This is a genomic window from Streptomyces sp. NPDC027185 (assembly GCF_055567035.1).
The window spans coordinates 255,097-281,855 of the sequence record NZ_JBVHRF010000009.1 but is presented as its reverse complement, the minus strand read 5'-3'; the positions used below and the strand labels follow the sequence as shown (position 1 = coordinate 281,855).

Here is a 26,759-nt window from a genome sequence, read left to right as displayed (position 1 = left end):
GGGTAGAAACACCGGGACTTTTAAGGGTTCACCCGAAAGCAACCCAAGCCCACCCCCCCCTTCTTCTGGCCCCGGAAAGCCGAGATGCCGTCTGAACCCCCCGCGGTTTCCCCGGCCGCCGTCCGCGCCCGGTGGACCGGGCGCCCGTTCAGCAGCCGAAGTCGACGAGGTCGAAGGAGGCGTAGTGGTCGGAGGTGTAGTAGTCCTCCTGCTTCTTCTCACCGGTCACGATGCGGCGCGCGCCGCGGTCCGGGGAGCCGGGGGTGACGACGGTGTACTCGTGGTAGTAGCCGGAGCTCTGCTTCGGCAGGATCCCCTCGCGGTTCGAGAAGACCGTGCCGTCCTTCGGGTAGGGGTAGGGCCCGCCCTTGTCGATCAGGTCGAGGGTGTCGTGGGCCTCGGCGGGCAGCTTGGACTGACAGATCGAGCCGACGCTCGCCACCCGCGCCTGCTGCGCGGAGACCGCCGGATGCGCCGTCGCGGCGCTCGGAGTGGCCGCGACGGCGGTGCCGCCGAGCAGAAGGGCCGATGCGAGGGCGCCCGCGGCGCCGATCCTGGTGATCCGTGGGGGGATTCTCATGACCCAAGAATGACGCGCGTAGACATGGCCCTGTCAATGCCAAGGAGCGGAAGTTTCCCGGCCGTTCACAAGAACCCCCCGGACGGCGCAACGCGCCCCCCGGCCCGCGCCCCGCGCCCCGACGCCCCGTCACCGCACTTCAACCCCGCTCCCCCGGGACCGCGTTCGGCCCGCGCCTCCCCTGCGCGGCTCACCCCGCACCCCGGCTCCCCCGCAACGCGGCACCCCCTGCGGGTCCGCCCGTACGGGACCGGCCCCGGGAGGCGCAGGAGAGCCGGGCTGCGGAAGCGGGCGGGCGCGCGCGGTTTTGCCTCTCCGGCAAAACTTTTGCCTGGGAGGTCAGGGCTGGCTATACCGGGTACATGACCGAGACCCCGCAGGACGCCCCCGCCGAAGCGGCGGATCTGCCCACCGTCGCGCCCCGCCTGCGTGACCTGCGGCGCCGCAGCGGGCTGACGCTGGAGTCCGCCGCCCGGCGGGTCGGGCTGTCGCCCGCGCACCTGTCCCGGCTGGAGACCAACCGCCGTCAGCCGTCGCTGCCGATGCTGCTGGCGCTGGCCCGTACGTACGGCACCACGGTATCGGACCTGCTGGGCGAGACCGCGCCCGAGCGGGATCCGATCATGCGGGCCGGGCGGACCGAGCCGTCGGAGGCCGGCGGCTGGACGTACTGGACGGTCGGCGGCCCCGGGCGGGCCATGCAGGCGCTGCGGGTGCACGTCCCGCAGCGGGCCCAGGGCGATCTGGTGCGGGTGCATCCGGGCGAGGAGTGGCTGTACGTCCTCACCGGACAGCTGCGGCTGACGCTCGGCGAGGCGGCGCACCTGCTCGGCCCGGGGGACGCGGCGCACTTCGACTCGCTGACCCCGCACCGTATCGCCGCGACCACCCGGGCCGGTGCGGAGCTGCTCTTCGTCCACACCCTGCTGCAGAGCGGCGCCGCCGAGCTGTGCCTGGGGGACGACACCCCGCGACGCGGTCTGTGAGGCCGCCCGCCGTCATCGGTGCCGCGGAGCCGCCGCGCACCGCACCGCTTCGTGAGGGAAGGACGAACGCCGTGCCCGACCACGCCACCCCCGCCCCCGGGACGCCCACCGGCCCCGACGCCGTCACGCCGCCGGGGACACCCGCCCGGAAGTACGTCGAGAACAAGCCGCCGCGCGGGCTGTACGTCCGGGTGTTCATCTACGTCGTGGCGACGCATGTGCTGCTGGCGTTCATGAGCCTGCTGGTGATCATCGCCAAGACGCGCTGATCCCGCCGGGGCGCCCGGGAGCGCGCCGGCCGCCGTGCGGGCCCGTGCGGGCGGTGCCGCCCCGGGCTTCCCGGCGCGTCGGCGGGGCGCCCGGTGGCGGGCCCGCACCCTGGGGGCACACCCCTCGGCGCCCCGTACGGTGCGGCGCCTCGGGCGACCGCCGTACCGGAGGAGATGCCGCCATGGTCCGACCCGCCGACGCCGCGCCCCGGCCGACCGCGGACGCCGTTCTCGACGCCGCCGTCCGCGCCCTCGCCCTGGATACCGGTGCGAACCGTACCGTCGTGCGGATCGCCGCCGGGCGGGCGCCGCGGACGGTGCTCACCACGTTCGCGCTGGAGCAGCAGCGGGTGATCGCCTCGGACCGGCTCAGCTTCCGGCATCTGACGCACCGGGCGGACGCCGATCCGCCGGTCGCCGCCTTCTTCGAACTCCTCGCGGACGGCGAGAGCGTGGCTCTGGAACGGCTGGCCGCGCTGCACGGGGCGCTGGGGATCGCCCCGGCCACCCTCGACGGATATCAGCCGCGGGGTGGAGCCGGTGGACGTGGTGATCGCGCTGACCGCGAACTTCGCGGCGTGGGGCGCGTACTGCGCGACGGTGGGCCGGGCGCTGCGCGAGCACTACGGGCTGCCGGACGCGGCCTGCGGGTTCTTCGATCTCTTCGCCACACCCTCGCCGGAGCTGGACCGGCGGGCGCTGGCGGCCGTCGCGCACGGACTGGAGACCGGCCAGGCCCGGCCGCTGGAGGCACACCGGCACGGGCGGCTCCTCCAGGCGTACGAGGTGATGTTCTGGGAGGCGCTGGAGGACTGACCGGCGCACCCGGGGGCCGCACGCCGCCGCCCGGCCACCGTGGACGGGTGGCCGGGCGGGGTGCGGGCGGGGCGTCAGCCGCGTTCGGGGCGGAGGAGGAGTTCCCCGGTGGGGGCGGCGAGGGTGGCGCCGTCGTTGATCTTGTTGCCGCGCAGCCAGGTGGAACGGACGACGCCGTACAGGGTCTTGCCGGCGTACGCGGTGATCTTGTTGCGGTGCTGGAGGGCGGCCGGGTCGACGGTGAAGGTCTCGTCCGGTGCGAGGACCGCGAAGTCGGCGTCGCGGCCCGGCTCGATGGCGCCCTTCCGTCCCAGGCCGACCAGGTTCGCGGGGCCGGTGGCCATCCAGCGGACGACGTCCTCCAGGGAGTGGCCGCGTGCGCGGGCCGCCGTCCAGATGGCGGGCAGACCGAGCTGGAGGGAGGAGATGCCGCCCCAGGCGGCGCCGAAGTCGGCGGTCTTGAGGTCGGCGGTGGACGGCGAGTGGTCGGAGACGATGCAGTCGATGGTGCCGTCGGCCAGCCCCTGCCACAGCGCGTCCTGGTTGGCGCCCTCCCGGATCGGCGGGCAGCACTTGAACTCCGTGGCGCCGTCGGGGATCTCCTCGGCGGTCAGGGTCAGGAAGTGCGGGCAGGACTCGACGGTGATCCGTACGCCCTCGGCCCTGGCGGCGGCGATCAGCGGCAGCGCGTCGGAGGAGGAGAGGTGCAGGACGTGCACCCGCGCGTTCAGGCGCCGGGCGAGTGCGATCAGGGCGGCGATGGCGTCGTCCTCGCAGACGCGGGGGCGCGAGGCGAGGAAGTCGGCGTACTTCGGGCCGCTCGGCACCGGCGCCGCGTCCAGGTGGTGCGGGTCCTCGGCGTGCACGATCAGCAGACCGCCGAAGCCGGCGATCTCACCCAGGGCGAGGGCGAGTTGGTCCTGGTCCAGCTCGGGGAACTCGTCCACGCCGGAGGGCGACAGGAAGCATTTGAAGCCGAAGACCCCGGCGTCGTGGAGCGGGCGCAGGTCCTTGACGTTGCCGGGGATCGCGCCGCCCCAGAAGCCGACGTCGACATGGGCCTTGGCGGCGGCGACCTCGCGCTTGGTGTCGAGGTGGGCGACGGTGGTGGTGGGCGGGAGGCTGTTGAGGGGCATGTCCACGAGCGTGGTGATACCGCCCGCCGCGGCCGCGCGGGTGGCGGTCCAGAAGCCCTCCCACTCGGTGCGCCCGGGGTCGTTGACGTGGACGTGGGTGTCCACCAGACCGGGCAGCAGGACGTCGTCGCCGAAGTCCTCGACCCGCGTGCCCTCGGGTACGGCGGCGTCGTACGGCAGGACCGCCGTGATCGTCCCGCCGCTGACGGCGACGGACGCGGCGCGCGTCCCCTCGGGGGTGATGACGCGCGTGCTCCGCAGCACCAGCTCTCCTTCGGACACCCGGTCCCCTCCTCGTCTCTCGTGCTCTCGTGGCTTCGTGGCCGCCGTACGGGAACGGGTCCGCGCGGCGGTCCCGCACCGCGGGCGACCGGGCCGCGCAGGGCGTCTCACCAGGTCTTCAACAGACTGTTGAATGAGTTTCACGGCCCGGTACCGGCCCGTCAAGACCCTTCCGGCCGGGGCGCCGGGCCCCCGCGGCTCCCGGACGGGCCGGACGCCGGACGCCGGGACGGGGCGGGAGGCCGCGGAGCCGGCGCTTGCGGCGCGGCGGCCGGAAAAGCCCGCTCCCGGGACTGGATGATTCCACGAAATGGATAATAAGTTTCGCGTAGCAGAACGTAGCTATGGCCACTGGTCAGGTCAAGGGATCCCGGATACCGAGATCACCGATCGGGCCGGAGTTCCGCGACCGAGGCGCTGACCGGCGCGAACGACTGTGCGATACACCGTGTGTCCGGGAAACGGGACCGGTAGGCTGCTCCGGTCGGGCCCGGCGCCCGTACCAGCCGAGACCGACCCCTCCGCCCCGAAAGGAAAGCGACGTGCCGCCGTCCAGCGCCAGCACTTCCGCCGCCGATGCCAAGCCCGCGGGCGCGAGCGGCGGCGTCCAGTCCCTAGAGCGCGCCTTCGACCTGCTGGAGCGGATGGCCGACGCCGGGGGCGAGGTCGGCCTCAGCGAGCTGTCCGCCAGCAGCGGCCTCCCGCTGCCCACCATCCACCGCCTGATGCGCACCCTCGTGGCCTGCGGTTACGTCCGCCAGCAGCCCAATCGCCGGTACGCGCTCGGCCCCCGGCTGATCCGGCTGGGCGAGAGCGCCTCGCGCCTGCTGGGCACCTGGGCCCGGCCGTTCCTGGCCCGGCTGGTCGAGGAGACCGGCGAGACCGCCAACATGGCGCTGCTCGACGGCGACGAGATCGTCTACGTCGCACAGGTCCCCTCACGGCACGCCGTGCGGATGTTCACCGAGGTCGGGCGGCGGGTGCTGCCGCACTCCACCGGCGTCGGCAAGGCGCTGCTCGCCGGCCACCCGCCGGAGGAGGTCCGCGCCCTGCTCGGGCGGACGGGCATGCCCGCGGCGACGGAGAAGACGATCACCGACCCGGACGCCTTCCTCGACGCGCTCGCCGAGGTCCGGCGCCTGGGCTACGCGGTCGACGACAACGAGCAGGAGATCGGCGTCCGCTGCTTCGCCGTACCGGTCCCCGACTCCCCCACCTCCGCGGCGATCTCCATCTCCGGGCCGACCGGCCGGGTCACCGAGGCGTCCACGGAGAAGATCGTGCCGGTCCTCCAGGACGTCGCCGCCCAACTGTCGGTGGCGCTGGCCAACCAGACACCGGCCTGACGTCTGCGCTCCGCCGCGGTCCCGGTCCGCCGGGGCGCTCGCGGCGGGGACACGCACCGGCCCCGGGGCATCCACCCCGGGGCCGGTCGTTCTTTCCGGGCGCGGACCGTGCCAGCCGGTGCGCGGGCCGGTGCCTCAGCCGCGCCCCGGTGGCCCGCCGAACCGTTCCACGCCCGCGCGGACGTCGGCCAGCGCGGGGGACAGAGCGCTGACCGACCCGACGGCTCCGGTGATCAGCAGCAGCGAGCGGCGCAGCCGGGGCACTTCCGGGAGCCCTTCGCGGACCATCGCCGCCAGGGCGGCCAGTTCGTCGTCGGCCACCGCGCGGTCCGGTAATTCGTAGGACAGCAGGGCCAGTTCGCGGCGGAGCCGGAGCACCGCGGTGTGCAGTTCACGCCTTCGCGGATCGGTCCCGGTCGCGCCGGGGCCTCCGCGTCCCCCTTGCCCGTGCTCCACGACGACGGCGCCCTCCAAGGAAGTTGAGCCTTCGACAATGGCGGACAGTTAACGCCACGGTGCGGTGAATGCGCCATACGCGGGACACGATCCGCTTCCGGCGGAGACGCGGAGCGGACCGCACCCGTCCGGCGGGCGTGACGGGCGCCCGGCCCTCCCGCCGCGCACCGTCGCGCACGGCGCACGGCCCGCGCGGTGCGCCCCGGAGAGCCGATCGGGGTTCCCCGTAGGGGTCCGGGCCACTCTCCGTACATCTGCTCCCCCGCACCGCCTTCCGCGTGAGCGTCCGCCGGGACAGGCGTACGGGGCGTCGGGGCGGAGCAGTCTCCCTTCCGGGCATATCCGGTATATCCAGAATCGGAGAACGCGATGGACGCTCAACGCGACCCGTACGGCGACCCCGACCCGGAGCAGGTCCGGGGCCCGGCCCCCGACCGGCGCCACACCAGCGTGGTCCAGCTGATCTGCCGGGCCTACGGGCTCGCGGACGCCTCGGAGATCACCATCGAGCACATGCACCGCTACGTCACCGAGCGCCGCCTCGCCGAGCAGCGCACGCACGGCATCCGCGGCGCGCTGCGGCCGTGGATCCCCCGGCAGCGTACGGCGGGCGACGCGGGCTGACACGCAAGGGGCCCGGCGTGCCACCGGTGCCGCGCCGTCTCCGTGGCGCGCCACCCCGCACGCCGTCCGGCCCGGCGGCGCACCCGGACCGCCGGGCCGCGGCATGGGGTATGCACTCCCCATGACACCGACACCGCGCCCCTCCGCCCCCGCGCCGCCTCCGGGACACCCGCCCCGCCCCGGGCAGGTGGCGGGGTTGCTGCTGGCAGCCGGGGGCGGGCGGCGGCTGGGCGGGCGACCCAAGGCGCTGCTGGAGTTCCGGGGCCGGCCGCTGGTGGAGCATGCGGTGCGGGTGCTGCGGGAGGGCGGCTGCGGCCCCGTCCACCTCGTCCTGGGCGCCGCGGCGTCCGAGGTGCGCGCCCGCGCCGACCTCGCCGGATGCGCCGTGCACACCAACCCGGACTGGGCCTCGGGGATGGGCTCCTCGCTGCGGACCGGTCTTGCCGGGCTCGCCGGTTCGGGGTGCGGCGCGGCGCTGGTCGCGCTGGTGGACCAGCCGGGTATCGGGCCGGAGGCGGTGGCGCGGGTGGCGGCGGCGTACGACGGTCCGGGGGCGCTGGCGGCAGCCGCGTACGGGGGGCGGCGGGGACATCCGGTGCTCTTCGGCGCGGAGAGGTGGGCGCGGATCGCGGCGCGCGCCGAGGGGGACCGCGGCGCGCGGGACTATCTGCGCGCTCACCGGAGTGAGCTGACTCTCGTCGAGTGCGGGGACGTCGCCGCGGCGTACGACATCGACACCCCGGAAGATCTGCGCCTCCTCGACTGAACGGCGACCGGGAAAAGGGGAGTTGGGGCGGTGTGCCGCGCCTCCCGGGGGGCGCCGGCGCGGAGCGGACCGTTCCGCCGCTCCCCCACGCCCCGTGCACGGGGTGGCACCGGGAGCCACCGAGGGGCCACTTCTGCCGACCCCGAGAATCTCGACATCAACAAACGATTGAACTTCCGCGATAAGGAAACTAGTCTCCACTGGTCAGAAGCGCCCTGATCCCGAACGGCGCCCGCGACCGTACGTCCGACCCTGCGGCACCCCGTGCCGCGCGTTGCCCCGGCGGCCGCTCGGCACCGCCGCTGAATGGAGTGACAGCTCATGTCCGCACCAGCGCCGTCCCCGCTGGCCCTCGCCGACGTCGACCCCGCCCACGCCCCCGCGCGTCAGGACGAGGTCCTCACCGACGCCGCGCTCGCCTTCCTGGCCGAGCTGCACCACCGGTTCACCCCGCGCCGTGACGAGCTGCTCGCCCGGCGCGCCGAACGCCGCGCCGAGATCGCCCGGACCTCCACCCTCGACTTCCTGCCCGAGACCGCGCACCTCCGCGCCGACGACACCTGGCGGGTCGCCCCGGCGCCCGCAGCGCTCACCGACCGCCGGGTGGAGATCACCGGCCCGACCGACCGCAAGATGACCATCAACGCGCTGAACTCCGGCGCCAAGGTCTGGCTCGCCGACTTCGAGGACGCCTCCGCTCCCACCTGGGAGAACGTCATCGGCGGCCAGCTCAACCTCACCGACGCCTACGAGCGCCGCATCGACTTCACCGACCCCCGCTCGGGCAAGTCGTACGCCCTCAAGGACGCCGCGGAGCTGGCGACCGTCGTCATGCGGCCGCGCGGCTGGCACCTCGACGAGCGGCATCTGACGGTCGACGGCACGCCCGTCCCCGGTGCGCTGGTCGACTTCGGCCTGTACTTCTTCCGCAACGCCCAGCGCCTGCTGGACCTCGGCAAGGGCCCGTACTTCTACCTGCCCAAGACCGAGTCGCACCTGGAGGCCCGCCTCTGGAACGACATCTTCGTCTTCGCCCAGGACTACGTCGGCATCCCCCAGGGCACCGTCCGCGCCACCGTCCTCATCGAGACGATCACCGCCGCGTACGAGATGGAGGAGATCCTCTACGAGCTGCGCGACCACGCCTCGGGGCTGAACGCCGGCCGCTGGGACTACCTCTTCTCCATCGTCAAGAACTTCCGGGACGGCGGCGCCGAGTTCGTGCTGCCGGACCGCAACGCGGTGACGATGACCGCGCCGTTCATGCGCGCGTACACCGAACTCCTCGTCCGCACCTGCCACAAGCGCGGTGCGCACGCGATCGGCGGGATGGCCGCGTTCATCCCCAACCGCCGCGACCCGGAGGCCAACGAGAAGGCGCTGGCGAAGGTCGCGAACGACAAGGACCGGGAGGCCGGGGACGGTTTCGACGGCTCCTGGGTCGCCCACCCCGACCTGGTGCCGATCGCCCGCGCCTCCTTCGACGCGGTCCTCGGCGACCGGCCGAACCAGAAGGAGCGGCTGCGCGAGGACGTCGACGTCAAGGCGGCCGATCTGATCGCGATCGACTCGCTGGAGGCGAAGCCGACGTACCAGGGGCTGGTCGACGCGGTGCAGGTCGGCACCCGCTACATCGAGGCGTGGCTGCGGGGCCTGGGCGCCGTCGCGATCTTCGGTCTGATGGAGGACGCCGCGACCGCCGAGATCTCCCGGTCGCAGATCTGGCAGTGGGTCGACGCGGGCGTCGTCTTCGAGGAGGACGGCCACGCGGGCGAGAAGGTCACCGCCGAGCTGGTGCGCTCCGTCGCCGCCACCGCGCTGGCCGACATCCGCGCCGAGGTCGGCGAGGAGGCGTTCACCTCCGGCCGCTGGCAGCAGGCCCACGACCTGCTGCTCCAGGTCTCCCTGGACGCCGACTACGCCGACTTCCTGACCCTCCCGGCGTACGCCCTGCTGGAGGGCTGAGTCCGCCGCTTGGCAGTCCGGGCCGCCGGGCCGACGTCGCGCCGCCGCCCCCGTACGCCCTTTCCGGGCGGCGGGGGCGGCGGTGATCCGGGCGCGCGCACGAAACCGGGCGCGCGCACGAAAAAGGTCCCCTCCCCGTGAGGGGAAGGGACCTCGTCCAGAGCGCCCGGCAGGCCTTGCACCTGCATCTCCCACCGGCAGGTGGGCATCTTTCCTTGGACCACAGACGCACGTTCCGCCCGCGTTCCCGGGGGCGAACCTGCACCATGATCATATCGGATCGCGGCAGCTCATCGCACCATTGAGGTGAGAGCCGCCCGGCCCGGCCGGGCGGCCGGCGCCGTCGCCCTGCTCATCCGGACAGTTCGGCCCAGGGATTCCGCTCCGGCGTGAACGAGGCCATCGGCCCGGGGCCTTCCTCGTGGCCCGTTCCGGGCGCGACGCCCTGCCACCCCGTACCGTCCTGCCACACCTCGGGCCCCTCCAGCCCGGTGGGTCCGTCGGCCCGCTCCCCCGCGCCGGCGCCCCCGTCACCGTGCCAGGAGGACGCCCCGGAGGACGAGGAAGAGGAGGAGGACGGGGCCGGCGAGGGCGACAGGGACAGCCCGGACGAGGAAGTCGGCTCGGACGACGAAGGCAGCGAAGACGACGCCGTGGACGTGGCCGTGTACGTAGATATGGACGAGGACGTGGACATGGACGTGGACGGCGGGCCGGAGGGTGAAGAGCCGGACGGCGAGGTGGTGGGCGGGCCCCCGGAAGAGGCCGTTGCGGCCGTCGGCGGTGTCACGCCTGACGTCGGGCCCGGCGACGGCTCCGGGGGCAGCCCCGGCGCATCGGCCGGCGGCGGCTCCCCTGCACCGCCCTCGGCGCCGCTCCCGTGCCCGCTTCCGCCCCTCGGCCGCCGCAGCAGTCCGTCGAGTGCGCCCTCCAGGTGGTCCGCCGGGGAGAGGGAGCCGAGGTTCTTCGGGTTCATCGCCGCGTGCCGGGCGCCCCAGGCACCGTTGAACGCACCGTTGGCCGCGCCGGAGATCCAGTCGCCGGACAGGCCGAACACGGCGTCCTGCGCGGCGCCTTCCGCCATACCGGCCACCGCACCGTAGCCGCCCTGCCGGACCAGACCGGCGGCGCCGCGGGCGGCGCTGCCCCACCCGGCCGTGCGGAGCCCCTTGCCCAGCTGGTGGCCGAGGGCGCCACCGGCCACGCCCGCGCCGAAGCCCACGGCGCCGCCGACCGCGCCGTTGACCGCCGCGGTCGCCAGCTGCTGCCCGTCCAGCGTGGTGCGGTGACCCTGCGCCACCTCGATGACCTGCGCCAGCAGCGCGAACCCCTCCTGTGCCAGCACCGATTCGGCGACCCGGGTCAGGACCCGTACGGCCGCCCCGCGCAGGAAGGCCAGGCAGAGCACCCGGACGGCGGCGATCTCGACGGCTGCGGCTTCGGCGCCGCCGAAGAGGAAGAGCGCCGCGTCCACGAGCAGTTGGACGGCGAGGACGATCAGGGCCCCGAGGATCTCGATGCGGAGCGTCTCGATCTCGTTCGCCAGGGCGTCCAGCGTGTCGGCCGCGCCGTCGCAGCAGCGGATCGCGCGCACAAGCACCGCGTTCTCCTCGGCTCCGGGCCGCCCGACCAGGGTGGCCAGGAACGCGTCGATGCCCGCGCGGCTCGCGCCCTCCAGTCCGGCGTCCACGGCCCGCCATGCCCGGTTCACGTCGCGGGCGCACCCGTCGAGCGATCCGGCCACCTCGCGCCAGGCGGCGGCCTCGGCGCGCAGGGCCGTCTCGTCCCCGGTGGGCCATTTGTTTCCGACGACGATGAGGAGGAGGTTCTGGAGCTCCGGCGGTACGTGGTGCGCGTCGATCACGAGAGGGGTCCGGTCAGGTCGGCGAGGCGGCGCCCGAGGAGGGCGACGGACTCCAGCGCGGTGTCCTCGGCGCGGCCGAAGGCGGCGCGCGTGGCGGCCAGATCGTCCGCCAGGTTCCGCAGGACGGCGGGGAGTTGGCCGATCGTGCGGACGAGGTCGTCGCGGGGCGTGGCGAAGGCGGCGCCGAAGGTCTGGCCCAGCGCGGGGTCGTCGCCCCAGGGCGCGGGTCCGGAGCGGGCCGTGGCGTCGTCCGCCCGCGTCGCGGCCAGTTGCGCCTGTCCGGCGGCGGATCCGGCGGCCTCGATCGCGGCGAGCAGTGCGGTGAAGTCGACCGCCAGCAGCCCCTGGCCGTCCGGCGGGGCGGGCGGGCCGGGCGGCGCCAGATCCGAAGACGGGGCCGAGACCGGGGCGTTCCGGTAGCCGCCGGCGGGCCCCGGTACGGCGGGCTGAGGCTCTTTTCCGTGCTCCGGCGGCATGGGTGTCCTTCGTGGCAGGTGTCGGCCGCCGCCGTCGGATCACGGCACCGGCCCGGTCACCCGCAGTCCACCACCGGGCGCGCCGGGCACCGGAGCCCTTGACAGCCTCCGTACGCGGACCGGCCGCCCCTTGGCGCACCGTTGACGCCCGCCCCGCGCGGGGCACGGCGCGGCTCCCGGCCCGCCCGGCCCCGAAGCGGCACCACGGCATCAGGCTCGCGTCGGGGCGGCACTCGCCGCGCCCCCGGGCGGCCCCGTTCTCCCTGGTGGGCGCCCCGGGGCGGCCCTTCCGGCCGCTCCCGCACCACGGCGCTTACCCCGTAACTCCCCTTACGCGCAAGGGAATCAGCGCCCGAACGGGTATGCGCGACGGGTATACGCCACCCCTCAACTCTGGTAGGAAAGCTTCCTAACGATTGGGGAACCCCCCACAGCCCACTCCGGAACCGGAGGATCGTATGCGCTCCCAGTCGATAGGGTCACGTGTGACCAAAATATCCACCCGCGTCATCCTCGGCGTGGCACTGCTCGCCGTTCCCGCGACCGCAGTCGCGGCGACGGCCATCCCGGGCGGCGGGTCGGCATCCGCCCCGCACTCCGCGCACCCCTCGCGTGCGGCGACGGGGCTCGACGACCCGGCGAAGAAAGAGATCGCGATGAAGCTGGTCTCCAGTGCGGAGAATTCCTCGCTGGACTGGAAGGACCAGTACAAGTACATCGAGGACATCGGTGACGGCCGCGGCTACACCGCGGGCATCATCGGCTTCTGCTCCGGCACCCACGACATGCTCGAACTCGTCGAGCTGTACGCCAAGCGCAAGCCCGGCAACATCCTGGCGAAGTACCTGCCGGCGCTGCGCAAGGTCGACGGTTCCGACTCCCACGAGGGGCTCGGCAACGCGTACGTCAAGGACTGGAAGAAGGCGGCGCAGGACCCCGACTTCCAGAAGGCGCAGAACGACGAGCGGGACCGGGTCTACTTCAACCCGGCGGTCAAGCAGGGCAAGGCCGACAAGATCGGCGTGCTGGGGCAGTTCGCGTACTACGACGCGATCGTCATGCACGGCGACGGCGACGAGGACACCAGCTTCTCCAGCATCCGCGAGCGGGCGCTGAAGAAGGCGAAGCCGCCGTCGCAGGGCGGTGACGAGAAGAAGTACCTCAACGCGTTCCTGGACGCCCGGGTGTGGGCGATGGAGCAGGAGGAGGCGCACAGCGACACCAGCCGCGTCGACACCGCGCAGCGGGTCTTCCTCAAGGACGGCAATCTCGATCTGCACACGCCGTTGAAGTGGAAGGTCTACGGCGAGGACTTCCACATCGGCTGAGCCGGTGCGGGAGGGGGAAACCCCGAGGGGAAGCGGGTGGCGGCCCGCGGCGGATCCGGTCCCGGCCGGGTCCGGCGCGGGCCGCCGGTGCGTGCGGGCGCGGGCCGCCGGTGCGGTCTAGCGGCGGCGGTCCGGCAGCGGGGGCGCGCCGTCGGGTGAGCGGCGGGCGGCCTGCGGCGGGACGGCCGGGGCGGCGCCGGGCGCGGGCTGCGGGGCGGCGGTGGCCGGGGGGTCCGCCGCGGGATCCGCCGGAGCGGGCGGGGGCCCGCCGTCCCCGCCCCCGGCCTCCGTATCCTCCGTCTCCGTGGCCGTCTCCGTGGCCGGCCGCCGCCCGAGGTGGTTGAAGGCCAGGTTGAGGACGAGGGCGATCAGGGCGCCGGTGCTGATGCCGGAGTCCAGGACGACGAGGAGGTCCTTGGGGAAGGCGTGGTAGAAGTCCGGCGCGGCGATGGGGATCAGACCGATGCCGACGGCGGCGGCGACGATCAGCGCGTTCTCGCCCTTCTCCAGCGCCGCCGTGGCGAGCGTCTGGATGCCGCTGGCGGCGACCGAGCCGAACAGCACGATGCCCGCGCCGCCCAGCACCGGCAGCGGCACCAGCGAGATCACCGAGGCGGCCACCGGGCTCAGCCCGAGGACCAGCAGGATCACACCGCTGACCGCCACCACGAAGCGGCTGCGGACCTTCGTCATCGCCACCAGCCCGATGTTCTGGGCGAAGGCGCTGGTGGCGAAGGAGTTGAAGAGCGGGCTGAGGGCGGTTCCGAGGGTGTCGGCGCGCAGCCCGCCCTCGATGGTCCGCTCGTCGGCGGGGCGGCCGACGATCCGGCCGAGGGCGAGCATGTCGGCCGTCGACTCGGTCATGCAGACCAGCATCACGATGCACATCGAGACGACGGCCGCGGTGTCGAACCGCGGGGCGCCGAAGTGGAACGGCGTCGGGAAGCCGACCGGCGCGGAGGCGGTGAGCACCGAGAAGTCGGTGAGTCCGGCGGGGATCGCCAGCAGCGTGCCGGCGAGGAGGCCGAGCAGGATGGAGATCTGCCGCAGGAAGCCGCGCAGCACCCGCCGCAGCACCAGCACGATCACGAACGTCACCGCCGCCATCGCGATGTGGGTGAGTGAACCGTGGTCCGGTGACGAGGCGTCGCCGCCCTGCGCCCAGGTGAAGGCGACCGGCAGCAGGGAGATCCCGATGAGGGTGATGACGGTGCCGGTGACCACCGGCGGGAAGAAGCGGACCAGCTTCGAGAAGTAGGGGGCGAGGAGGAAGCCCAGCACCCCGGCGACGATGATCGCGCCGAAGATGACCGGCAGCGCGTGCCCCGGTCCCTGCGCCTTGCCGATGGCGACCATCGGGGTGACCCCGGCGAACGACACCCCGTTGACGAAGGGCAGCCGGGCGCCGATCCTCCAGAAGCCGAGGGTCTGCAGGAGCGTGGCGATGCCCGCGGTGAAGAGACTGGCTCCGACCAGGAACGCCGTCTCGGTGGGGCCCAGCCCGCAGGCCGGGCCGACGATCATCGGCGGGGCGACCACCCCCGCGTACATGGCGGCCACGTGCTGCAGGCCGCTGGTGAACATCTTGACGGGCGGGAGGAGTTCGTCGACCGGATGGACGCTCCGGTCCTCGGGCGTCCGCTCGGGGATTGCGGCCACTGCGGGCCTCCTGTCGATTTCCGCGCGGCTCTTGTGGAGCAGCCGCGCTTTGCTGTCACGGAGGGCGTGGTGCGGGTGGTGCGCGCGCCGGGATAAGGGCGCGGTGGGGGTGTGCGGGAACGGCCGCGCGGAGGGGCGGCGGTGCGGCACGGGACGCCGGTGGGCGGGGTACGGGATGCGGGGCGCCGGTGGGCGGAGTGCGGGGGAAGCGGGGCGGCGGTGCGGTGCTCGTGGCGGCACGGCCGCCGGGGCGGTGGTCCGGCGGCCCGGGGACGCGGGGTGCGCCCCGCGTCCCCGGGGTCCGGCGCTCACGGAAAACCTCGGGGGCTCCGCGAGCCCGGCCGGGAGCCGTCCCTCCCGGCCGGGTCGGTGGGCGGCGCCGCAAAGGACCGGCGGCGCCGCGGGTGGGGTGCCGGTCAGTCCCCGGCGGCGATCCGGGCCAGCCGCCGGGCCTCGTCGCGGGCGGCGCGGGCGACGGTGTCCTCGTCGACGCGGGTGAGGCGCCCGTCCTCGACGACCGGGCGGCCGCCCACGAGGGAGAGGGTCACGGGTGCCGCCGCGCCGAAGACCAGCGCGGTGACCGGGTCGGCGATGGAGGAGTGGGCGAGCCCGTCGAGCTTCCAGAGCACCAGGTCGGCGAGTTTGCCGGGCTCCAGCGAGCCGAGTTCGGCGGCGCGGCCCAGCACCCGGGCGCCGCCGTGGGTGCCCAGCCGCAGGGCCTTGCGGGCGGTGAGCGCGGCTTCCTTGTGGGCGCCGAGCCGGTTGATGAGCAGGGCGTTGCGCAGCTCGGTGTGGAGTTCACCGGACTCGTTGGAGGCGGTGCCGTCCACGCCGAGGCCGACGGGGACACCGGCGGCGAGCATGTCGGGGACGCGGGCGATACCGGCGGCGAGGCGGGCGTTGGACGACGGGCAGTGGGCGACGCCGGTGCCGGTGCGGGCGAAGGCGTCGATGTCGTCGTCGTTCATGTGGACGCAGTGGGCCATCCACACGTCGTCGCCGAGCCAGCCGGTGGTCTCGAAGTAGGCCGTGGGCCCCATGCCGAACAGCTCGTGGCAGAACTTCTCCTCCTCCACCGTCTCCGAGCCGTGGGTGTGCAGCCGTACGCCCTTACGGCGCGCCAGCTCGGCGCTCTGCCGCAGGAGTTCGGTGGAGACGGAGAAGGGTGAGCAGGGGGCGGCGGCGATGTGGACCATGGCGCCGAAGGAGGCGTCGTGGTGGGTGTCGATCGCCTCCTCGGTGGCGGTCAGGGCGCCTTCGGTGGTCTCGACGGCGAAGTCCGGCGGCAGTCCGCCGTCCTTCTCGCCGCGGTCCATCGAGCCGCGGGCCAGGGTGAGGCGGGCGCCGATCGCGGCTGCCGCCTCCAGCTCCGCGGCGACGAGGTCGCCGGCGCCGCGGGGGAAGACGTAGTGGTGGTCGCAGGCGGTGGTGACGCCGCCGCGGACCATCATGCCGAGGGAGCCCTGGGTGGCGGCGGCCAGCATCGGCGCGTCGATCCGGGCCCACGTCGGGTAGAGCGCGACCAGCCAGTCGAAGAGGTTGTGATCGGTGGCCAGACCGCGGGTGAGCCACTGGTAGAAGTGGTGGTGGGTGTTGACCAGCCCGGGGGTGAGCAGGTGGCCGGTGCCGTCGATACGGCGGGTGACGTGCGCGAGGTCCTCGGGCGCCGGGCCCGCGCCCACCGCCTCGATGGTGGAGCCGGCGATCACGACGTAGCCGGTGGGATGGACGGTGTCGTGGGCGTCGACGGTCGCGACGGCGCAGTTCTCGATGACGAACCGCTCGGTCACGCTGTCAGGGGTTGCCGGTGCTGCCGGTGCTGTCATGGGACTTCCTGCTTTCGCTACGGCGGTCGGGCACGGCAGGGCCCTACGGGATTTGAGTGCCGGAGCCGGACGGGGCGGCTGACAGTACCGCTGTCCGTGAGGTGCTCCGGGTGCCGAGATGGTGGAAGAACAGGTTGAGCAGGACGGCGACCAGGGCGCCGGCGCTGATGCCGGAGCCGAGGACGGTCTGCGCCCAGGCGGGGAAGCCGGCGTAGAAGGTCGGCGCGGCGAGCGGGATGATGCCGGCGCCGAGCGAGACGGCCACCAGGATGATGTTGGAGCTGTCGTCGAGCCCGGCTTCGGCGAGGGTGCGGATCCCGCTGACGGCGATCGAGCCGAAGAGGACGATGCCCGCGCCGCCGAGGACCGGCATCGGGACGAGGGAGACGACGGCGCCGAGGACGGGGAACGCGCCGAGGACGAGGAGGGTGCCGCCGGCGGCGGCGACCACGTAACGGCTGCGGACCCGGGTCAGGGAGACGACGCCGACGTTCTGGGCGAAGGCGCTGGTGGCGAAGCCGCCGAAGACCGGCCCCAGGAGGGTGGCGAGGCCGTCGGTGCGCAGGCCGCGGGTGAGGGTGTCACCGTCGCAGCGGCGGTCGCAGATCTCGCCGAGCGCGAGCATCCCGGCGGCGGACTCCGTCATCAGTACGAGCATCACGATGCAGAGCGAGAGGATCGCGGCGGGCTGGAACTCCGGCGGGCCGAACGCGAAGGGGGTGGGCAGCGCGGCGATGGGCGCCGAGCGCAGTCCGTCGAAGCTCGCCATACCGAACGGGATCGCCGCGAGGGTGCCGATGACCAGGCCGAGCAGGAGGGCGACCTGTTTGCCGAAGCCCTTGGCGAAGCGCTGGATGAGCAGGATCACCAGGAGGGTGAAGGCGGCGAGGGCGAGGTTCTTCATGTCGCCGAAGCCGGGGGCGCTCTTGTCGCCGCCCTGGGCCCAGCCGACCGGTACCGGCATCAGGGTGACGCCGATGAGGGTGATGACCACGCCGGTGACCAGCGGCGGGAAGAAGCGGAGCAGTTTGCCGAAGAACGGTCCGACGGCGAGGCAGAAGACTCCGGCGACCATCACCGCCCCGTAGATGGCGGGAAGTTGATGCCCTTCGGCGGTGGTCTCCGCGATGGCGAGCATCGGGGTGATGCCGGCGGAGCTGGCGGCGTTGACGAAGGGCAGGCGGTTGCCGACGGCCTTACGGATGCCGAGGGTCTGCAGGAGCGTGGCGCAGCCGGCGATGAGCAGTCCGGCGGCGATGAGGCGGGTGCGGCCGGCGGCGTCCAGCCCGGCGGCCTGGCCGATGATGAGCGGGGGCGTGACGACGCCCGCGTACATCGCGGCGATGTGCTGGAGGGCGGCGGGAATCAGCCGCTTGGGGCCCGGTTTCTCGTCCACGGGGTGGACCTGCGGGGCGGGGTGGTGCCGATCGTGCGGGAGCTGTGCCATGGGTGGGTCCCCTCAAGGATTCGCGGCCCCTCCCCCCTGGGCGTGGGGAGGGGCGCCGGGGCGTGTCCGCGACCGCGTGCCGTACGCCCGGACAGGGTGCGGGCGGGGGTGCACGGACACGTCCCTGGGCACGGCGCTGCGTCCAAGCCGTCAGAGGTTCGTCAGATCCTGGGGGATCAGGGCTTCGACACCGTCGCGCAGAACAGTGGCTTCGATCAGGCCGTACGGGCGGTCCGCCGCGTAGTAGACGGCGCCGTCGGCGGCTTCGTTCTTGAGACCGAACGGCTCCAGGTCCACCTTGAAGTGGTGCTTGTTCGGGAGCGAGAAGCGGATCTCGTCGATCTCGGAACGGTTGTTGATGATGCGGGACCCCATCTGGAACAGGGTCTGCTGGAGGGAGAGGCTGTAGGTCTCCGCGAACGCCTCCAGCATGTGCTTCTTGACCTGGGCGTAGGAGCGCTCCCAGTGCGGCATCCGCTGGTCGTCGCCGGTCCAGTTGAACCGCCAGCGGCTGGAGACCTCGGTGGCGAGGATGCGGTCGTAGTCCTCCTTGAGGGTCGTGTACTTGTCCTTGATGTAGCCCCAGAACTCCGAGTGGGTGGAGTTCATGACGATGAGGTCCTTGAGCCCGGAGATGACGCTCCAGCTCTCCCCGTCGTAGGTGATCTCCGTCAGGCGGGTCTCCTGGCCCTTGCGGACGAAGGAGTGCTTGACGTCGTCGGCGCCGATGAAGCGGGAGTTGCCGTCGGAGGTGGCGATCCGCTCCCAGGCGTACTCCTCGATGCGGATGCGGGCCCGCTTGATCGGTTCCTGGCTGGTGACGAAGTGGCGGGCGAGGTGGATGCCGAACTGCTCCGCCGACTCGATGCCGTGTTCCTTGGCGAAGGCGTACACCGTGTTCTTGGTGGTGTCGGTGGGCAGGCAGTTGGCGTTCGAGCCGGAGAGGTGGACCTCTTCGAGGTCGCCGGAGAGGGCGACGGAGACGTTCAGGTCCTTGATGTGGTGGGTGTCGCCGTCCCGGGTGATTTTGACGACGCGGTTCTCCGCTTTGCCGTACTGGTTCTGGCCGAGCATCACAGGGCGGGCGGGGCGGTGCGGTTGGGCGGTCATGTCGGTGCTAGCTCCCTCGGTATACGGAGTAGCCGAACGGGTTGAGCAGCAGCGGTACGTGGTAGTGCTCGCCCGGCTTCACGGCGAAGGTGATCGCCACTTCCGGGAAGAACGCATCGCTGTCCCTTACGCGGGGGGCGTCCTGCTGTTCCTCGGCTTGCTGACGGGTGCGGGACTCGAAGTACCCCTCGACCGCGAAGTCGAGTCGTACGTGGGTGGTGCCCTCCGGCAGTGCCGGAAGGTCCTTGCAGCGTCCGTCGGCGTCGGTCGCGGAGGCACCGTGGGCGTGCCAGTCGCCGTCGCGTCCGGAGCGCACGGCGAGCGTGAGGGCGACGCCCTCGGCGGGGCGGCCCACGCTGGTGTCCAGGATGTGGGTGGACACCGACGTCGGTGCGGCCGTCTCGCTGCTGCTCATGCGCTGTCTCCTTCGGCGGTCTGCGTCATACGGTGCAGACGGATGCGGTTGATCTTTCCCAGCTCTTCCCGGACGATCTCGCGTTCCTTCTCCGGCGGGTTGCCGAGACGGTCGCGGACGGCGTCCCGCATCTCCTCCCCGGTGCGTCCGGAGGCGCAGATGAGGAAGGTGTGCCCGAACTTCTCCTGGTAGGCGAGGTTGAGTTCGAGCATCTCCGCCTTGAGCGCGGCGGAGGCGGAGGCCATACCGCTCTGCTCGCGCGAGGAGGTGGGGTCGCCGGGCTTCGGCCGGCCGATGGGCGGGTGCCCCGCCATCGCCTCCGCCAGATCGTCCGCGGTCAGCTCCGCCGTGGCGGCGTCGCTCGCCGCGTACAGGGCGTCGGGGGTGGCGTAGGGGCGACGGGCGGCGAGTGCGCTCCCCCATGCCCTGCTGGCGCAGACCTCGTGCAGTGCGGCGAGAGCCGTACCGTCGTCGGCAGCGTTGAACCGGGTAAGGCCCGGGGTCGTACTCGAAGACACGGGAAGCCTCCGTGGCCTGATGCTGATGGCTGCTTGGCTGGGGAACAGCTAAGACCTCCGGCAACATCACGTCAACACTTTGTTGAAAAGTCGGCAACGGAAAAGCCGCCGCCCGGATCCTGGGACGACGGCTCGGCACCGATCGGCCGCCCTGGCGCGGCCGTTGGGGGATCACTCCTCCTGTTTCGCGGCGTTCTCCCTGTTCAGGTAGTTGTAGACGGTGAAGCGGCTGACGCCCAGCGCGCCGGCGACGGTCTCCACGCCGTGCCGGACGGAGAAGGCGCCGCGCGCCTCCAGGATGCGGACGACGGACTGCTTGGTCCTGCGGTCGAGATCGGCCAGCGGCACACCGTGGCGGCGCTCCAGCTCGGCCAGCAGATGATCGAGGGATTCCGCCAGGTGCGGCAGCCGTACGGCGACCCGGTCCTCCCCCTCCCAGGTGAGCACGACGTCGTCCCCCCGGGCGAGATGGGGGGCGACCATCTGCCCGCCCATCGCGTCCACCAACGGCTTGACCGCCCGGACGAAGGGGTGGTCCGCGGGGTCCGTCACCTGGCGCCCCCCTCGGGCCCGGCGTCGCCGACCACGTTGACCTGGAGGGAGACGCGGGTGGCGCCCGCCTCCAGGGTGTCGCGCAGCAGGGCGGCCACCGCGTCGAGGACCCGCCCGGCGTCGCCCTCGGCGGTGTTGCCGAACGGGCCGACGTCGACGGCGTCCAGCCCGGCGCCCGTGACGATCTCCCGCGCCACCACCGCGTGGGCGGGCGCCTCGTCGAGATCGAACGGTTCGGTCGTGAACTCCACTCTCAATCGCACGCCGCTCAACCTACGCGGGCACCGCCGCCACCACCAGAAAATGCCCCGGCCCCCTCTTGACAGCCGCCACGGCCGCCAGGCACTGTTCCGTTAAGCAGAAAGAATATTCCACGATTCGGAATCTGTCCGGATCGACTCCCCACCTCAGCCGGAAGGAGCGCCGGGCCTCATGGGATTCACGGACACACGCTTCAACGTCAACCTGTCGATTCTGTTCACCGAACTCCCGCTGCTGGAGCGCCCGGCGGCCGCGCGGGCCGCGGGGTTCACGGCGGTGGAGCTGTGGTGGCCGTGGACCGGCGCCCCGGTCCCCCCGCAGTCCGAACTGGACGCCCTGCGCCACGCCCTGCGGGACGCCGGCACCGCCCTGACCGGCCTGAACTTCTACGCCGGACAGCTGCCGGGGCCGGACCGCGGCGCCCTGTCGATCCCCGGCGAGGAGTCCGAACGGTTCCGGGCGAACGTCCCGGTGGCGGTGGAGTTCGGCCGCTCGCTCGGCTGCACCACCTTCAACGCGCTGTACGGCAACCGCGTCGAGGGCGTCGACCCGGCCGCACAGGACGCGCTGGCGCTGGAGAACCTCGCCCTCGCGGCGCGGGCGGTCGGCCCGGACGGCACCCTGCTGATCGAGGCGCTCAACGCCCCCGAGTCGCCGCACTGCCCGATCGTCTCCGCGCCCAGGGCGGTGGAGGTCGTCGAGGCGGTCAACGCCGCGACCGGTCTGGACAACGCCCGCTTCCTGATGGACCTCTACCACCTGTCCATGAACGGTGAGGACCTCGACGAGGTCATCGACCGGTACACCGGCGTGACCGCGCACGTGCAGATCGCCGACAACCCCGGCCGCGGCGCCCCCGGCACCGGCGACCTCGACCTCGCCGGACTCCTCGCCCGGCTGCGGAAGAACGGCTACGGCGGCTACGTCGGGCTGGAGTACAAGCCGGGCGACGGTCCCTCCGCGGGCGCGTTCGGCTGGCTGCCCGCGCCGCTGCGCGCCGCGCACTGACCCCGCCCACCGCCGCATCCCAGCCCCCGCCGACTGCGAAAGAGGCTTCACGATGAGCAACCTTCCCAAGATCGCGTGGATCGGCCTCGGCATCATGGGCTCACCCATGGCCGAGAACCTGATCAAGGCCGGCTACGAGGTCACCGGCTACACCCTGGAGGCCGACAAGCTCGACCGGCTGGCCGCGGCCGGCGGCACCGCCGCGGCGTCGGTCGCCGACGCGGTCCGCGAGGCCGATGTGGTGATCACGATGGTCCCGGCTTCCCCGCAGGTCGAGGCCGTCGCGTACGGCCCGGACGGCATCCTGGAGAACGCCCGGCACGGCGCGCTGCTGATCGACATGTCCTCGATCACCCCGCAGACCAGCATCGATCTGGCCGCGAACGCCGCCGCCAAGGGCATCCGGGTGCTCGACGCCCCGGTCTCCGGCGGTGAGGCGGGGGCCATCGAGGCCGTACTGTCGATCATGGTCGGCGGCCGGCAGGCCGACTTCGACGCGGCCAGGCCGCTCTTCGAGGCGCTGGGCCGGACCATCGTGCTGTGCGGTCCGCACGGCTCGGGCCAGACCGTCAAGGCCGCCAACCAGCTGATCGTCGCCGTCAACATCCAGGCGTGCGCGGAGGCCGTGGTCTTCCTGGAGAAGTCCGGCGTCGACCTCGGCGCGGCCCTCGACGTCCTCGGCGGCGGACTGGCCGGCTCCACGGTCCTGGCACGGAAGAAGGAGAACTTCAAGAAGCGCGACTTCGCGCCCGGCTTCCGTATCGACCTGCACCACAAGGACATGGGCATCGTCACCGACGCGGCCCGCAACGTCGGGGCGGCGCTGCCGGTCGGCTCGGTCGTCGCGGGCCTCGTGGCCTCGCTGCGCGCCCAGGGTGACGGCGGGCTCGACCACTCCGCCCTGCTGCGCGGCGTGGAGCGGCTCTCCGGGCACCCCGCCGGCGCCTGATGGGCGGCGTGCCCCGGCGCGTCACCGCCGTGCGCGCGGCGGTCCGCGCCCTGCGCCACGCGGGCTGCGACACCGTCTTCGGCTGCCCCGGCGCCGCGCTCGGTCCGCTCTACGCGGCGCTGGACGGGGAGGGCATCGCCCGGGTCACGGCACGGCACGCGGAGAGCGCGCCGCACATGGCGATCGGCTGGTCCCGCGTCCGGGGCCGGGCGGCACTCGCGGCGGTACCGGCCGACGCCGGTGCCGCCTGGGTCCTCCCGGCGCTGGGCGTGGCCCTGGCCGACGAGGTGCCGCTGGTCTGCCTCGTCGGCACCGGCGGGACGACCGGCGCGGGCAGTGCGCCGGATCTGGTGCGGCCGGCCCGGCCGCTGGTCAAGTGGGCGGTCCGGGTCGAGCAGCCCGCCCGGCTGGCCTGGGCCTTCCGGGAGGCGCTGTGGACCGCGCGGGAGGGGAGCGCGGGCCCGGTGCTGATCGAGTTGCCGGCGGCGGTGGCCGCGGCCACCGTCCCCGCCGACGGCTCCGGCGACCGGCCGCCCGCACCGCCCGGCCCGGCGCGACCGCCCGCACCGCCCGTACCTCCGCCGCCCCCGGCGCACCCGGAGATCGCCGGCTGGCTGGCGGACGGGGCGGACACCTTTCTCGTGGGGGCGCCGGCCGCGGCGTACGCGGCGGCCGGGGGCGGGCGGCTGCGGGCGGTGGCCGCCGGCGGCGGCCCGCCGGGGTGGGAGATCCCCACCGCGATCGGTGTCCGTACGGCGCTGGACGCGGCGGAGCCGCCCGGTGCGGACGGGGCGGACGTGGTGGTGCTCCTCGACGATCCGTACGGCTTCCCGGCGCTCGCCGGTGAGTTGGCCCTCGCGGCGCACCGCGGCGTCCCGCTGGTGCTGCTGGCCCTGCCGGGTCACGGCCCGGCCGGGGCGGACGAGGATCCGGCCCACACCGACCAGGTGAAGCTCGTCGCGGCCTACGGCTGCGCGGGCCGCACCGCCGCCGGGCCCGGGGAGTTGCGCTCCGCGCTCACCTGGGCCCGTAAGGAAGCGGTCTCCACGCGGCGGCCGGTCCTGGTCCGGGCCGGGTACGCCGCGTGCGGCCCCGGCGGGCCGCTCCGTACCACCCCGGGCTGACGGCCCGGGACCGAGACTTCCGGACGGCGTCCGCGCCGACACCTGTCCTGTCGCGCCCAGGCGCGGCCGCCGTCCGGAACACCCCTTTCTCCACCCGGGGTTCTTTACCCGCACTTGTTTCAACAAACTGTTGACGTTTGGTCGGGGCGGTTCCTACGCTCCCGACATGCGGAAGCCCACTTCCGCGCTCTCGTACGGAAGGTCATCATGACGAAGCCCACGCCGACCGCGCGCGTTCTCACCACGGAGTCCGGCGCCCCCGTCGCCGACAACCAGAACTCCTCCACCGCCGGCGTCGGCGGCCCGATCGTCCTCCAGGACCAGCACCTGCTGGAGAAGCTCGCGCGGTTCAACCGCGAGCGCATCCCGGAGCGCGTCGTGCACGCCCGGGGCTCCGGCGCCTACGGCCACTTCGAGGTGACCGACGACGTCACCGGCTTCACCCGCGCCGACTTCCTCAGCGCCGTCGGGAAGCGCACCGAGCTGTTCATCCGCTTCTCGACCGTCGCCGACAACCTCGGCGGTCCGGACGCCGCCCGCGACCCCCGCGGCTTCGCCGTGAAGTTCTACACCGAGGAGGGCAACTACGACCTCGTCGGCAACAACACCCCGGTCTTCTTCATCAAGGACCCGCTGAAGTTCCCGGACTTCATCCACTCGCAGAAGCGCGACCCGTTCACCGGCAAGCAGGAGCCGGACAACGTCTGGGACTTCTGGGCCCACGCCCCCGAGGCCACCCACCAGATCACCTGGCTGATGGGCGACCGCGGCATCCCCGCGTCCTACCGCCACATGAACGGCTACGGCTCGCACACCTACCAGTGGACGAACGCCGAGGGCGAGTCCTTCTTCGTCAAGTACCACTTCAAGACGAACCAGGGCATCCGCTGCCTCAGCGCCGAGCAGGGCGCCGAGCTGTCCGGTACCGACCCGAACAGCCACCAGACCGATCTGCTCCAGTCCATCGAGCGCGGGGTGTACCCGTCCTGGACGCTGTACGTACAGCTGATGCCGGTCGCCGAGGCGGCGGACTACCGCTTCAACCCGTTCGACCTCACCAAGGTGTGGCCGCACAAGGACTACCCCCTCCAGCGGGTCGGCCGCATGGTGCTGGACCGCAACCCCGACAACGTCTTCGCCGAGGTCGAGCAGTCCGCCTTCTCGCCGAACAACTTCGTACCCGGCATCGGCCCGTCGCCCGACAAGATGCTCCAGGGCCGCCTGTTCGCCTACGCCGACGCGCACCGCTACCGCCTGGGCGTCAACCACACCCAGCTGCCGGTCAACGCCCCGAAGGCGACCGTCGCCGACAACTACGGGCGCGACGGTCTGATGGCCACCAACGCCTACGACCGCCACGCGAAGAACTACGAGCCCAACTCGTACGGCGGCCCCGTGCAGAGCGACCGGCCGCTCGCGGCGCCGCTCGCCGTGGCCGGCCACCTCGGCACCCACGCGGCGCCGGCCCACTCCAAGGACGACGACTTCTTCCAGGCGGGTGAGTTGTACCGCCTGATGTCCGAGGAGGAGAAGCAGCGCCTGATCGCCAACATCGCGGGCGGCCTCGCGCAGGTCAGCCGCGAGGACGTGATCGAGAAGAACCTCGCCCACTTCCACGCCGCCGACCCCGAGTACGGCAAGCGCGTCGAGGCGAAGGTCCGCGAACTGCGCGAGGACTGACGGGAGGTCGCTCCCCGCGCATCCGTACCGGCCGGTCCGCTGAGGGGTGGCCGGCCGGTACGGAGGGGAAGTGCGGCGCTCCGCGGCCTTGGGGGAGCCCGGTGCGGTGGGCACGCGCACCCGGCAGGTGCGCCCTCCCCACCGCGGAGCCCGCCTCTCCCGCCCCTGTTTCCCCCGCACCCCCCGAAGCTCCGTCCGGCGCCGCGCTGTCCTGTCGCGCCCGAAACGCGCGTCGCCGGACGGGAACCACCCGCGTACGGCCCGGATCCGCACGGTCACGGATCCGGGCCGTCCGCGCGCCCGGCCCCGGGCGGCGTACGCGGCCGGGCCCGGCGCACCGCACGCGCCCGCGTACGCGCCCCCTGCGCCCGGGTCACGGCCCGGCGGCCACCGCACGCTCCCCCGATGTCCCGGCCGACCGGCGGTGATCGGCGCGAATTGGCCCCCGGACGGCCCGTTCGAGGGCACGATGGCAGAAAACAGCAGGCGGACGGCGCCGGGAGACCGCCGTCCGCCGACAGACCGCCAGGAGCGACCATGGCCGACAGCGTGCCGGTGCGGTGCCCCACGTGCCGCCGCGAGAACGCCTTCACCCCGCCGACCTTCCCCTGCGCGTGCGGAGCGCCGCTGACGGTGCCGGTGCTGCGCGGCGGCGCCCCCGTCGAGATCGTGCACCGCACCTGGCAGGGGTCCTGGGTGGCGGTGCGCTGCGAGGTCTGCGGACGCCAGGACGAGTGGCCGGCGCCGGAGTCCGGCTGTGTCTGCGGCACCGTCGTCCGCGTCCCCGTGGTGCCCGCCCCGCCCGCACCGCCGCGCGGCACCGGCCCCGCAGGCCGCGGTACCGCCCCGGCCGCCCCGCCCCAGGTGCTGCGCCCGGCGTTCCGGCCGGTCACCATCCGCACCGCCCGCGACTGCGTCACCGCCGCCGCCCAGTACCTGAAGTGGCTGGGCTTCACCGACGTCCGCCGCGCGCAGGAGCGGACGGCGTCCGGGGTGGACCTGCGCGGCACCGGCGTCGTCGCGCAGGTCGACCCGACGACGCGGTCCACGGCGCTGCGCGAGATCGAGTGCGTCTGGCTCAACGGCCTCCAGGACTCGGCGATCGCCGTCTTCTTCTCCCTCGCCGGCTACGCCCACGACGCCCGCTGCCGCGCCGACGACCTGCACATCCCGCTCTTCGTCATGGACCTCACGGGCACCCCGCAACCGGTCAACGACGCCGCCGACGAACTGATCCGGACGGGGGCGCAGGGGCCCGGGTGAGGAGGCGGGCGCCCGGGAATCCGGTTGCGGGAGCGGGGCCTGCCGTCGCAGAC

Annotated in this window: 26 protein-coding genes; 13 read left to right on the top strand and 13 right to left on the bottom strand. The window is 73.4% G+C overall.

Annotation, left to right across the window (positions count from 1 at the left end):
• Positions 1-148: 148 nt before the first annotated feature.
• Positions 149-580, bottom strand: coding sequence for a guanyl-specific ribonuclease (locus tag ACZ4M8_RS27270; protein WP_467611781.1), 432 nt, complete (start codon positions 578-580; stop codon positions 149-151).
• A gap of 362 nt (positions 581-942) precedes the next feature.
• Here ACZ4M8_RS27270 and ACZ4M8_RS27265 point away from each other — a divergent pair, with 362 nt between their 5' ends.
• The 3 genes from ACZ4M8_RS27265 to ACZ4M8_RS27255 all read left to right on the top strand — a co-directional run bounded on the left by ACZ4M8_RS27265 (position 943) and on the right by ACZ4M8_RS27255 (position 2,651).
• The gene (locus ACZ4M8_RS27265; RefSeq protein ID WP_467611778.1) at positions 943-1,566 is read left to right on the top strand and encodes a helix-turn-helix domain-containing protein; all 624 of its coding nucleotides are present in this window, start codon (positions 943-945) and stop codon (positions 1,564-1,566) included.
• 71 nt (positions 1,567-1,637) lie between these two features.
• On the top strand, positions 1,638-1,835 hold the full coding sequence (locus tag ACZ4M8_RS27260; protein WP_467611775.1) for a DUF6126 family protein: 198 nt from the start codon (positions 1,638-1,640) through the stop codon (positions 1,833-1,835).
• 531 nt (positions 1,836-2,366) lie between these two features.
• Positions 2,367-2,651, top strand: coding sequence for a hypothetical protein (locus ACZ4M8_RS27255; protein ID WP_467611772.1), 285 nt, complete (start codon positions 2,367-2,369; stop codon positions 2,649-2,651).
• Positions 2,652-2,725: 74 nt separating this feature from the next.
• Here ACZ4M8_RS27255 and allB read toward each other — a convergent pair whose 3' ends face one another.
• Entirely contained in the window at positions 2,726-4,069 is a 1,344-nt protein-coding gene (allB, locus tag ACZ4M8_RS27250) for an allantoinase AllB (RefSeq protein ID WP_467611769.1), read from the bottom strand.
• Between the two features lie 542 nt (positions 4,070-4,611).
• Between allB and ACZ4M8_RS27245 the strand changes: the two genes are divergently transcribed.
• Positions 4,612-5,415, top strand: coding sequence for an IclR family transcriptional regulator (locus tag ACZ4M8_RS27245; protein ID WP_467611766.1), 804 nt, complete (start codon positions 4,612-4,614; stop codon positions 5,413-5,415).
• 135 nt (positions 5,416-5,550) lie between these two features.
• Here ACZ4M8_RS27245 and ACZ4M8_RS27240 read toward each other — a convergent pair whose 3' ends face one another.
• A complete protein-coding gene (locus ACZ4M8_RS27240; protein WP_467611763.1) occupies positions 5,551-5,889 on the bottom strand; it encodes a DUF5955 family protein in 339 nt (112 codons plus the stop codon).
• Between the two features lie 351 nt (positions 5,890-6,240).
• On the opposite strand from ACZ4M8_RS27240, the gene ACZ4M8_RS27235 reads away from it, so the two are divergent.
• The 3 genes from ACZ4M8_RS27235 to aceB all read left to right on the top strand — a co-directional run bounded on the left by ACZ4M8_RS27235 (position 6,241) and on the right by aceB (position 9,226).
• On the top strand, positions 6,241-6,495 hold the full coding sequence (locus tag ACZ4M8_RS27235; protein WP_467611760.1) for a hypothetical protein: 255 nt from the start codon (positions 6,241-6,243) through the stop codon (positions 6,493-6,495).
• Between the two features lie 187 nt (positions 6,496-6,682).
• Positions 6,683-7,261, top strand: a complete 579-nt coding sequence (locus tag ACZ4M8_RS27230) for a nucleotidyltransferase family protein (protein WP_467611867.1) — start codon at positions 6,683-6,685, stop codon at positions 7,259-7,261.
• Positions 7,262-7,582: 321 nt separating this feature from the next.
• A complete protein-coding gene (gene aceB, locus ACZ4M8_RS27225; RefSeq protein ID WP_467611757.1) occupies positions 7,583-9,226 on the top strand; it encodes a malate synthase A in 1,644 nt (547 codons plus the stop codon).
• 352 nt (positions 9,227-9,578) lie between these two features.
• Here aceB and ACZ4M8_RS27220 read toward each other — a convergent pair whose 3' ends face one another.
• Positions 9,579-11,090 (bottom strand): WXG100-like domain-containing protein, encoded by a 1,512-nt coding sequence (locus tag ACZ4M8_RS27220; protein WP_467611754.1) that lies wholly within the window; start codon positions 11,088-11,090, stop codon positions 9,579-9,581.
• Positions 11,087-11,566, bottom strand: a complete 480-nt coding sequence (locus ACZ4M8_RS27215; protein ID WP_467611751.1) for a hypothetical protein — start codon at positions 11,564-11,566, stop codon at positions 11,087-11,089. Before ACZ4M8_RS27215 ends, ACZ4M8_RS27220 begins: the two co-directional genes overlap by 4 nt.
• Positions 11,567-12,024: 458 nt before the next feature.
• On the opposite strand from ACZ4M8_RS27215, the gene ACZ4M8_RS27210 reads away from it, so the two are divergent.
• Positions 12,025-12,894 carry a chitosanase gene (locus ACZ4M8_RS27210; RefSeq protein ID WP_467611748.1) on the top strand — a complete coding sequence of 290 codons (870 nt, stop codon included), beginning with the start codon at positions 12,025-12,027 and terminating at the stop codon, positions 12,892-12,894.
• Between the two features lie 117 nt (positions 12,895-13,011).
• On the opposite strand, the gene ACZ4M8_RS27205 is transcribed toward ACZ4M8_RS27210, so the two are convergent.
• The 8 genes from ACZ4M8_RS27205 to ACZ4M8_RS27170 all read right to left on the bottom strand — a co-directional run bounded on the left by ACZ4M8_RS27205 (position 13,012) and on the right by ACZ4M8_RS27170 (position 20,684).
• Positions 13,012-14,553 carry a nucleobase:cation symporter-2 family protein gene (locus tag ACZ4M8_RS27205; RefSeq protein ID WP_467611745.1) on the bottom strand — a complete coding sequence of 514 codons (1,542 nt, stop codon included), beginning with the start codon at positions 14,551-14,553 and terminating at the stop codon, positions 13,012-13,014.
• 416 nt (positions 14,554-14,969) lie between these two features.
• Positions 14,970-16,379 (bottom strand): 8-oxoguanine deaminase, encoded by a 1,410-nt coding sequence (locus ACZ4M8_RS27200; RefSeq protein ID WP_467611742.1) that lies wholly within the window; start codon positions 16,377-16,379, stop codon positions 14,970-14,972.
• 43 nt (positions 16,380-16,422) lie between these two features.
• The gene (locus ACZ4M8_RS27195) at positions 16,423-17,826 is read right to left on the bottom strand and encodes a nucleobase:cation symporter-2 family protein (RefSeq protein WP_467611740.1); all 1,404 of its coding nucleotides are present in this window, start codon (positions 17,824-17,826) and stop codon (positions 16,423-16,425) included.
• 150 nt (positions 17,827-17,976) lie between these two features.
• On the bottom strand, positions 17,977-18,936 hold the full coding sequence (gene pucL / locus ACZ4M8_RS27190; RefSeq protein WP_467611737.1) for a factor-independent urate hydroxylase: 960 nt from the start codon (positions 18,934-18,936) through the stop codon (positions 17,977-17,979).
• A 7-nt stretch (positions 18,937-18,943) separates the two neighbouring features.
• A complete protein-coding gene (uraH, locus tag ACZ4M8_RS27185; RefSeq protein ID WP_467611734.1) occupies positions 18,944-19,351 on the bottom strand; it encodes a hydroxyisourate hydrolase in 408 nt (135 codons plus the stop codon).
• Entirely contained in the window at positions 19,348-19,869 is a 522-nt protein-coding gene (gene uraD, locus ACZ4M8_RS27180; RefSeq protein ID WP_467611731.1) for a 2-oxo-4-hydroxy-4-carboxy-5-ureidoimidazoline decarboxylase, read from the bottom strand. The genes uraH and uraD overlap by 4 nt, the downstream gene beginning before the upstream one ends.
• 171 nt (positions 19,870-20,040) lie before the next feature.
• Positions 20,041-20,421, bottom strand: a complete 381-nt coding sequence (locus ACZ4M8_RS27175) for a helix-turn-helix domain-containing protein (RefSeq protein ID WP_467611728.1) — start codon at positions 20,419-20,421, stop codon at positions 20,041-20,043.
• Complete coding sequence (locus ACZ4M8_RS27170) at positions 20,418-20,684, bottom strand: YkoF family thiamine-binding protein (protein WP_467611725.1); 267 nt, start codon at positions 20,682-20,684, stop codon at positions 20,418-20,420. Before ACZ4M8_RS27170 ends, ACZ4M8_RS27175 begins: the two co-directional genes overlap by 4 nt.
• Before the next feature lie 169 nt (positions 20,685-20,853).
• Between ACZ4M8_RS27170 and ACZ4M8_RS27165 the strand changes: the two genes are divergently transcribed.
• The 5 genes from ACZ4M8_RS27165 (at position 20,854) to ACZ4M8_RS27145 (ending at position 26,706) form a co-directional block, all read left to right on the top strand.
• On the top strand, positions 20,854-21,690 hold the full coding sequence (locus ACZ4M8_RS27165) for a TIM barrel protein (protein WP_467611722.1): 837 nt from the start codon (positions 20,854-20,856) through the stop codon (positions 21,688-21,690).
• Between the two features lie 52 nt (positions 21,691-21,742).
• Positions 21,743-22,639: a 2-hydroxy-3-oxopropionate reductase gene (locus ACZ4M8_RS27160; protein WP_467611719.1), complete on the top strand. Its 897-nt coding sequence runs from the start codon at positions 21,743-21,745 to the stop codon at positions 22,637-22,639.
• Between the two features lie 8 nt (positions 22,640-22,647).
• Entirely contained in the window at positions 22,648-23,763 is a 1,116-nt protein-coding gene (locus ACZ4M8_RS27155; protein ID WP_467611716.1) for a thiamine pyrophosphate-binding protein, read from the top strand.
• A gap of 207 nt (positions 23,764-23,970) precedes the next feature.
• Positions 23,971-25,443: a catalase gene (locus ACZ4M8_RS27150; RefSeq protein WP_467611713.1), complete on the top strand. Its 1,473-nt coding sequence runs from the start codon at positions 23,971-23,973 to the stop codon at positions 25,441-25,443.
• A 537-nt stretch (positions 25,444-25,980) separates the two neighbouring features.
• On the top strand, positions 25,981-26,706 hold the full coding sequence (locus ACZ4M8_RS27145) for a hypothetical protein (protein WP_467611710.1): 726 nt from the start codon (positions 25,981-25,983) through the stop codon (positions 26,704-26,706).
• Positions 26,707-26,759 lie beyond the last annotated feature (53 nt).

Excerpts from the sequence above, each read along its gene's own strand:
- ACZ4M8_RS27270 (WP_467611781.1), bottom strand. The coding sequence starts at position 580 with ATGAGAATCCCCCCACGGATCACCAGGATCGGCGCCGCGGGCGCCCTC.
- ACZ4M8_RS27265 (WP_467611778.1), top strand. The coding sequence starts at position 943 with ATGACCGAGACCCCGCAGGACGCCCCCGCCGAAGCGGCGGATCTGCCC.
- ACZ4M8_RS27235 (WP_467611760.1), top strand. The coding sequence starts at position 6,241 with ATGGACGCTCAACGCGACCCGTACGGCGACCCCGACCCGGAGCAGGTC.
- aceB (WP_467611757.1), top strand. The coding sequence starts at position 7,583 with ATGTCCGCACCAGCGCCGTCCCCGCTGGCCCTCGCCGACGTCGACCCC.
- ACZ4M8_RS27215 (WP_467611751.1), bottom strand. The coding sequence starts at position 11,566 with ATGCCGCCGGAGCACGGAAAAGAGCCTCAGCCCGCCGTACCGGGGCCC.
- ACZ4M8_RS27210 (WP_467611748.1), top strand. The coding sequence starts at position 12,025 with ATGCGCTCCCAGTCGATAGGGTCACGTGTGACCAAAATATCCACCCGC.
- ACZ4M8_RS27200 (WP_467611742.1), bottom strand. The coding sequence starts at position 16,379 with ATGACAGCACCGGCAGCACCGGCAACCCCTGACAGCGTGACCGAGCGG.
- ACZ4M8_RS27195 (WP_467611740.1), bottom strand. The coding sequence starts at position 17,826 with ATGGCACAGCTCCCGCACGATCGGCACCACCCCGCCCCGCAGGTCCAC.
- pucL (WP_467611737.1), bottom strand. The coding sequence starts at position 18,936 with ATGACCGCCCAACCGCACCGCCCCGCCCGCCCTGTGATGCTCGGCCAG.
- uraH (WP_467611734.1), bottom strand. The coding sequence starts at position 19,351 with ATGAGCAGCAGCGAGACGGCCGCACCGACGTCGGTGTCCACCCACATC.
- ACZ4M8_RS27165 (WP_467611722.1), top strand. The coding sequence starts at position 20,854 with ATGGGATTCACGGACACACGCTTCAACGTCAACCTGTCGATTCTGTTC.
- ACZ4M8_RS27160 (WP_467611719.1), top strand. The coding sequence starts at position 21,743 with ATGAGCAACCTTCCCAAGATCGCGTGGATCGGCCTCGGCATCATGGGC.
- ACZ4M8_RS27150 (WP_467611713.1), top strand. The coding sequence starts at position 23,971 with ATGACGAAGCCCACGCCGACCGCGCGCGTTCTCACCACGGAGTCCGGC.
- ACZ4M8_RS27145 (WP_467611710.1), top strand. The coding sequence starts at position 25,981 with ATGGCCGACAGCGTGCCGGTGCGGTGCCCCACGTGCCGCCGCGAGAAC.